The organism is Flavobacterium sp., assembly GCF_036405015.1.
Taxonomy (GTDB): Bacteria; Bacteroidota; Bacteroidia; order Flavobacteriales; family Flavobacteriaceae; genus Flavobacterium.
Genome location: NZ_DASWYK010000176.1, coordinates 1 through 8,057 on the forward strand (window position 1 = coordinate 1; position 8,057 = coordinate 8,057).

Genomic DNA, 8,057 nt, shown 5'->3' on the forward strand with positions numbered 1-8,057 from the left:
AAAAAAGCCCAAACTTTTAAAAGTTTGGGCTTTACAATATTTAAAAAACCTCAGCGCCTTAGTCCCTTAGAACCTCAGCACCTCAGACTAAACAATCGCTTTAACAACTGCCTTAGGAGCCTCTTTACGAGTTCCGTCGAAACCATCTACTCCAGATACTGTTGTATATTTTAATACATATTTTTTACCTGGATTAACGATTGAGTAAGCAGCCTGGCACATTAAAGTTGCTTCGTGGAAACCACAAAGAATTAATTTTAATTTTCCAGGATATGTGTTGATGTCTCCGATAGCGAAGATTCCAGGAATATTGGTCTGGTAATCTAATGCATTGTTTACTTTAATTGCATTTTTCTCGATTTCTAATCCCCAGTCTCCAATTGGACCTAATTTTGGTGTTAATCCGAAAAGCGGGATGAAATAGTCACAATCGATTTTGCGATGTGCTCCGTTTTCTTCGATATCTAATGATTCTACATGCTCTGCTCCGTTGATCCCGATAACTTCTGCTGGTGTAATTAATTTGATTTTTCCAGCTGATTTTAATTCCTGTACTTTTTCTACAGAATCTAAAGCTCCTCTAAATTCGTTTCTACGGTGAATTAAAGTTACTTCTGAAGCTACGTTTGCTAAGAAAATTGACCAGTCTAACGCTGAATCTCCTCCTCCTGCAATAACAACTCTTTTATCTCTGAATTTCTCAGGATTTTTAATGAAGTATTTTACTCCTTTATCTTCATAAAACTCGATATCTTCGATAAGTGGTTTACGAGGCTCGAAACTTCCTAAACCTCCCGCGATTGCGATAACTGGCGCATGAAATTTAGTTCCTTTGTTTGAAGTTACGATGAAACTTCCGTCTTCTTGTTTATCGATTGTTTCTGCACGCTCTCCTAAAGTAAAACCTGGCTCAAATTGTTTGATTTGCTCCATTAATCCGTCTACAAGGTCTCCGGCTAAAACTTCTGGGAATCCAGGAATATCATAAATTGGCTTTTTAGGATATAATTCTGAAAGTTGTCCACCTGGTTGTGGTAAAGCATCTAAGATGTGACATTTCAATTTTAATAATCCTGCCTCGAAAACGGCAAATAAACCTGTTGGTCCTGCTCCAATTATAAGTATATCTGTTTTAATCATTATGGTTGTTGTTTATAATCATTCTTAATAATACAAAGAAACGAATAATTTATTCTACTGACAATGATTTTTATCATTTCGTTTCTATGTGATACTTGTTACTCCTTATTTTTTTAATGAAGAGGTAATCTCATTCATTCTTTTAACCTTTTCTTCGAAATTGTTTTTAAGCATTTTCCGGTACTTACTCAGATTCTCAACCATTTGATTGAGGTCTTCCTTAATTACTTCTGCTGAAGTAATTAATTTATTTTTTTCAGTTGATTTTAATTCCTGTATCTTTTTTACAGCCTGCAAAGCTTCTCTAAATTCATTTGCACGTTGAATTAATCTTATTTCTGAAGCCACATTTACTAACAAAATAGTCCATAACGTCAAATCTCCTTCATCTGCAATAACAATTCTTTTATCTTTGAATTTCTCTGGATTTTCGACAAAATACTTTACTCCTTTATCTTCATAAAACTCGATTTCTTCTACAAACAACTTATAAGACTCAAAATCTCCCCGATCTTTTACAATTGCAATAATTGGTGTATGGAATTTAGTTCCTCTATTAGACGTTACAATGAATGTTCCATCTTCTTGTTTTTCGATTGTTTCTACGCACTCTCCTAATGTAAAACCTGGCTCAAATTGTTTAATTTGCTCCATTAGTTCATCGATTAGGTTTCCATCTAAAACTTCTGAAAATCCAGGAATATCATAAATTGACTCTTCATCTGAAAGATGTCCTCCAACCTGTGGTAAAGCATCCAGTATATGACATTTTAATTTTAATAATCCTGCCTCAAAAACGGCAAATAAACCTGTTGCCCCCGCTCCAATTACAAGTACATCTGTTTTAATCATCAAGGTGTTATTTTATCATTCTTATTTCTTGCAAAAAACGAATAAACCCTTAATATTTTTAATGATTTTTATCATTAATTTCTTTCCGAAACTTTTTTACTCTTTATTTTTTAATAAAGAAGTGATTTCATTCATTCGTTTAACCTTTTCTTCAAAATTGCCTTTTAGCGTTTTTCGGTATTCGTTCAGATTCTCAACCATTTGATTGATGTCTTCTGGAATTACTTCTTCAAAAAACTCTCTAAGTCTTTTTGCTGTTGTTGGCGATTTTCCGTTGGTCGAAATGGCAATTTTTACATTTCCTTTCGTTACGATTCCGCCCAAATAATAATCACATAAATCTGGTGTATCGGCGATATTGCAAATCAAATAACGCTTTCTGGCCAAATCGTATACTTTTTTATTTACTTCTAAATTGTCTGTACACGCAATTACCATGTGGCGCTTTTTGAGCATTTTCTTTTTAAACTTCGATTTTGTCAATTTTATCGAAGGATGTTGCTCTGCCAGAATTTTTATTTCTAAATGAAATTCTTTTGCTACTACCTCAACATTTGCATTCGGACTTGATTTTAGCAAGAAAGAAAGCTTTTCCAGACCTACATTTCCTCCGCCTACAATTAGTACATTTAAATTGTGAAGCTTTAGAAATATTGGATATAATTCGTTTTGTTCCATTTTAATTTATTTTCATCCAATCAAAATTAGATGATTTACCAATCAGATGTTCCTAACGGAACATTTTTTATTTGGAAACATTATTTTTCTACCGACCAATTGTTCCTCCGGAACATTATTGAAAACGTTTATTTTTTAGCAATGAATTGATTTTGTCGAAACATTTTATCTAACTCCTTTTTTTGACAAAATTCTTCGTAAAATCCTTTTAATTTATGGCTTTCGCGAACCACTTCGCCTAAAACAATGATGGCTGGAGAACCTAATTCTTTTTCTTTTACGATTTCTAAAATCGAATCGACTGTTCCTACGCCAACTTTTTCTTCTGCCGTTGTTCCGTTTTGGATGATGGCAACTGGCAGATTTCCTTTGTTTTCTTTTTGAAACAAATCGATAATCTGAGGCAATTTGTGCATTCCCATCAGGATTACAACTGTTGCAGAAGATTGTGCCGCCAAAGCTACATCTGAAGATAATTTTCTGTCTGATGTTGTGCCTGTAATCGCCCAAAAGCTTTCTGAAATTCCTCTTTTTGTAATCGAAATTCCTTGACTTGCGGGAACTGCCACTACAGATGAAATTCCGGGAACGACAATCGTTTCAATTCCGAAACTTTCTGCGTATTCTATTTCTTCGCTTCCTCTTCCAAAAATAAATGGATCTCCGCCTTTTAATCGAACTACATTTCCATACGTCAAAGCATTATCTACAATCAATTGATTGATTTGATCTTGCGTGTAAGCATGGTTTCCAATTCTTTTTCCAACAAAAATCTTGATGGCGTTTTTTGGTGCGTAACCTAGAATTTCTTCGTTGGCTAAGGCATCGTATAAAACCACATTAGCTTCAGCCAGTGCTTTTACAGCTTTTAGCGTCAATAATTCGGGATCGCCCGGACCTGCACCGACTAAAGTTATTTTGGGTTTTATATTAAGCATTTGCTAATTCTTGTGCTCTAAATGTTTCGATTTTATCAAAGAAAACGGTTGCTTGCGCGATGTAATCTTTAGCGAAAGCTTCAGATGGTTCATTTTTATTGATTTGGTAAACCAAGTCTTTAAAAGTTGAATTCAATTCGATTTTATTGGTATCAATAAAAACAGTGTCAAACAAATCAACGATTCCTGCGTGGTGGTTTGTTTTTTGATTTTCAGACAATAACAGCGCTTTTGCTCCATTTACAAATCCTGCATAAGCATGATAAATTGCATCTGACCATTTTTTCTCGTCGAAAGATTCTTGAGCTAAAATCAATTTCTCTTTAGCTTCAAACAATAAAGTCGCTACTAAATCGATCACAACACCAGCACATTCTCCAACTCCAACCGCTTTTACGTAATTATCTGCGTTACCCCAATCTACAAAATCAGCTTCTGTTAAATTGGTTACATCAGCTAATGGTTTTAAGATTTCGTAGAAGTATTTCTCTCCTTTTAAATCATAATAGTTTAGGAATTTTTCTCCATTCGCATTAGCGTCAAAATCATTTAAGATTTTACGCAAAGCTTCTGGTCCTCTACGGCTAGGAATTTTGATTACTTTATCAGCAAAACGTCCTTCTCCGTTTCCTAATCTTCCTCCACCCAATAAAACTTGTAAAGCCGGAGCCACTAATTTTCCTGAGTTGATAGACATTCCTTGGAAACCAATTGCAGACATATTATGTTGTCCGCAAGCATTCATACAGCCAGAAATTTTAATTTCGATTTCGCGGTTGTTTAAATATTGAGGATATTCTGCACTTAAAACTCTTTCTAATTCTTCGGCAATACCAGTACTGCTTGCAATCCCCAAGTTGCAAGTATCGGTTCCTGGACATGCCGTAATATCTCCAACTGAATTATATCCTAAATGAACAAAGTCTAATTTGGCTAATTCTTGATAAAAGAAAGGAAGGTTTTCTTCTTTTACGTGACGTATTACAATATTTTGACGCAATGAAAAACGTAATTCATTTGCTGCGTAATTTTTAATTAAATCTGCTAATAATCTCGCTTTATCAGTATAAAAATCTCCTAATAAAACTTTGATTCCGATAGCATAATATCCTGCTTGTTTTTGTGCAATTACATTCGATTTTTTCCAAGCTTCATAAGCTGCTGAATCTTCAACTGTAACTTGTGGCACTTCTAAAACTGGCTCTGCAATTGGACCATCAAAAGCAGTAGTGTCAATTTCGTATGTTTCAAAAGCGATTGCTTTTTTCTCTTTTTCAACCAAATCAAGGAAAACATCTCTTCCCATTTCTTTGATTAAGAATTTCATACGCGCTTTCATTCTTTTTGCACGCTCACCGTATCTGTCAAAAATACGGATGATTCCTTCTGCCGTTGGAATGATTTCATTAACCGGAACAAATTCAGAAAGTAATTCGGCATGCGCTGGCTGAGATCCTAAACCTCCACCGAACATAATTTTAAATCCTTTTTGTCCGTCTTTGATTTTCGGAATAAATCCTAAATCGTGCAAATAGCTCAAAGCCGTATCTTCGTCTGAAGAAGAGAACGAAATTTTGAATTTACGTCCCATTTCCTGACAGATTGGGTTTCTTAACAAATATTGAAACAAACCGTGCGCGTAAGGCGAAACATCGAATGGTTCGTTTACGTCTACACCTGCTAATTCGCTTCCTGTAATATTTCTAACGGTGTTTCCACAAGCTTCACGCAACGTAATATCGTCTTTAGCCAATTCTGACCAAAGTTCAGGCGTTCTGTCCAAGCTGACATAGTGAATTTGAATATCCTGACGTGTTGTAATATGCAAACGCCCTGTAGAATATTTATCTGAAACTTCCGTAATTCTTCTCAATTGCTCACTGGTTACTTTACCATAAGGCAATTTGATACGAATCATCTGAACGCCTTCCTGACGCTGACCGTAGATACCGCGCGCTAAACGAAGGCTACGAAAACGCTCATCATCAATTTTTCCTCCACGGAATAAGTGAATCTTTTTTTCTAATTCGATAATCTCCTTCTGAACTACCGGATTTTCTATTTCTGTTCTAAAACTTTCCATTTATCTTTTAGTTTGTAGTTTATTGTTGATTGTTTATAGTTTTGTTGACAGCATAACCATCAACCAAAAACCAAAAACTATCAACTATCTAATGAAACCTACTCCTGCTGTTGTGTTCGTTGCTGTATCGATTAAGATAAAAGCTCCGTTTGATTTGTTTTCGTTGTAAGCGTCAAAATATAAAGGCTTGCTTAATTTGATGCTTACTTCTCCGATTTCGTTTATTGCTAATTGTGAAGCTTCTGTTGTTCCTGAATAATCAGTCGCAATCGTGTTTTTAATGCTTTCTACTTTTGCTAAAACTCTGTTCGTATTGTGCTGTACTAAATATTTAGTTCCTGGAACCAATTTCTTGCTATCCATCCAGCAAACTGTCGTTGTAATATCTTTTTCAATTCTAGGAAGTTCGTCTGATTTTACAATCATGTCACCTCTCGTTACATTGATATCATTTTCTAATTCGATTGTCACTGAAGAACCTGCAGAAGCTTCATCAAATGATTTATCGAAGAAGTGAATTTTAGTAACTTTTGATTCTGTTAAAGATGGAAGAACCGTTACAGCATCTCCAACTTTAATTGAGTTTCCGTATAATTTTCCTGCGTAACCTCTGAAATCGTGGTATTCTTCTGTTTTTGGACGAATAACCGTTTGAACTGGGAAACGTGCTTTTCCTGGCTCATAAACATCATGAGAATGCAATCCTTCTAAATGTTCTAAAACAGTTTGTCCGTCGTACCAAGGCATGTTCTCTGATTTGTCCACAACGTTTCCACCGTTGATTGCGCTTAACGGAATGTAGCTTACGTTTTGTTCTTTGAAAGTACTTTTTGCATTTAATGCTTCAAAATCAGCTTTGATTTTATTGAAAACTTCTTCTGAATAATCAACCAAATCCATTTTGTTGATGGCAACGATTACTTCTTTTACTCTCAATAAATTATTGATAAAAAAGTGACGGTAAGTCTGCTCAATAACTCCTTTTCTAGCATCAATCAAAATGATTGAAACCTGAGAAGTTGAAGCACCTGTAACCATGTTTCTTGTATATTCTACGTGACCCGGAGTATCGGCAATAATATAACTTTTCTTTGCAGTCGAAAAATAAATGTGCGCAACGTCAATCGTGATTCCTTGTTCTCTTTCTGCTACTAATCCGTCAGTTGCCAAAGAGAAATCCAAATAATCGTATCCTTTTTGTTTACTGCTTTTTTCGATTGCTTCAATTTTATCTGTAGTCAATGATTTTGTATCGTACAATAATCTCCCGATCAAAGTACTTTTTCCGTCATCTACACTTCCTGCTGTTGCTATTTTTAAAACGTCCATTCTAATATTTTTGTTTCAGGTTTAAAGTTTCAAGTTTTCTTCGAAACTTATAATCTGTATGTTTTTGTTTTCTTGATCCTAACTTTTAATTTTAAATTCTCAATTTTTAATTGAATTAAAAGTATCCTTGTTGTTTTCTTTTCTCCATTGCAGCTTCAGAACGTTTGTCGTCGATTCTGGCACCTCTTTCAGAAATTGTTGATGATCTGATTTCGCCAACCACTTCTTCGATTGTTGCTGCATAAGATTCAACAGCAGCTGTACAACTCATATCTCCAACGGTTCTGAAGCGAACAATTCTTTCTTCGATTTGTTCGTCTTCTTCTTGGTACACAAAAGGAGAATGCGACCAGATTAAACCGTCTCTCAAAAAAACTTTTCTTTTATGTGAGAAATAGATTGATGGAATCTCGATTTGTTCTTTTTCGATATAACTCCAAACATCTAATTCTGTCCAGTTTGAAATTGGGAAAACACGAACGTTTTGACCATTTTCAATTTTTCCATTCAAAATATCAAACAACTCAGGTCTTTGATTCTTTTCGTCCCATTGTCCGAAATCATCACGAACAGAGAAAATACGTTCTTTAGCTCTTGCTTTTTCTTCATCGCGACGCGCACCACCAATACAAGCATCAAACTTAAATTCTTCAATTGCATCCAAAAGTGTTGTAGTCTGCAAACTGTTTCTACTAGAATATTTTCCAGTTTCTTCAACCACTTTTCCTTCATCAATAGCATCCTGTACATTACGAACGATCAACTCTAAACCTAATTCTTCTACCAATTTATCTCTAAAAGCAATTGTTTCAGGGAAATTGTGTCCCGTATCAACGTGCAATAGAGGAAACGGAATTTTAGCAGGGAAAAATGCTTTTTGTGCTAAACGCACCAACGTAATAGAATCTTTTCCTCCTGAGAAAAGTAAAACCGGTTTGTCAAACTGTGAAATTACTTCTCTGAAAATGTATATCGCTTCACTCTCTAAAGCGTTTGTTTTTAATACTGAACTCATTGTGTTTTTGTTTGATATTTTA

At 34.9% G+C, this 8,057-nt stretch carries 6 protein-coding genes and 1 pseudogene; all 7 read right to left on the bottom strand.

Annotated features, from left to right (window positions below; genetic code table 11):
• Positions 1–87: 87 nt before the first annotated feature.
• The gene (locus tag VGE71_RS14315) at positions 88–1,140 is read right to left on the bottom strand and encodes an NAD(P)/FAD-dependent oxidoreductase (protein ID WP_144215601.1); all 1,053 of its coding nucleotides are present in this window, start codon (positions 1,138–1,140) and stop codon (positions 88–90) included.
• A gap of 189 nt (positions 1,141–1,329) precedes the next feature.
• Positions 1,330–1,992: pseudogene (locus tag VGE71_RS14320) on the bottom strand (NAD(P)/FAD-dependent oxidoreductase); the annotation flags it as partial.
• 96 nt (positions 1,993–2,088) lie between these two features.
• Entirely contained in the window at positions 2,089–2,670 is a 582-nt protein-coding gene (locus VGE71_RS14325; protein WP_331138944.1) for a bifunctional precorrin-2 dehydrogenase/sirohydrochlorin ferrochelatase, read from the bottom strand.
• Positions 2,671–2,798: 128 nt separating this feature from the next.
• Positions 2,799–3,608: a uroporphyrinogen-III C-methyltransferase gene (cobA, locus tag VGE71_RS14330; RefSeq protein WP_331138945.1), complete on the bottom strand. Its 810-nt coding sequence runs from the start codon at positions 3,606–3,608 to the stop codon at positions 2,799–2,801.
• On the bottom strand, positions 3,601–5,691 hold the full coding sequence (locus VGE71_RS14335; RefSeq protein WP_331138946.1) for a HEPN domain-containing protein: 2,091 nt from the start codon (positions 5,689–5,691) through the stop codon (positions 3,601–3,603). The genes cobA and VGE71_RS14335 overlap by 8 nt, the downstream gene beginning before the upstream one ends.
• An 84-nt stretch (positions 5,692–5,775) precedes the next feature.
• The gene (locus VGE71_RS14340; protein ID WP_223707400.1) at positions 5,776–7,020 is read right to left on the bottom strand and encodes a sulfate adenylyltransferase subunit 1; all 1,245 of its coding nucleotides are present in this window, start codon (positions 7,018–7,020) and stop codon (positions 5,776–5,778) included.
• A gap of 115 nt (positions 7,021–7,135) precedes the next feature.
• Positions 7,136–8,035, bottom strand: coding sequence for a sulfate adenylyltransferase subunit CysD (cysD, locus tag VGE71_RS14345; protein ID WP_057117574.1), 900 nt, complete (start codon positions 8,033–8,035; stop codon positions 7,136–7,138).
• Positions 8,036–8,057 lie beyond the last annotated feature (22 nt).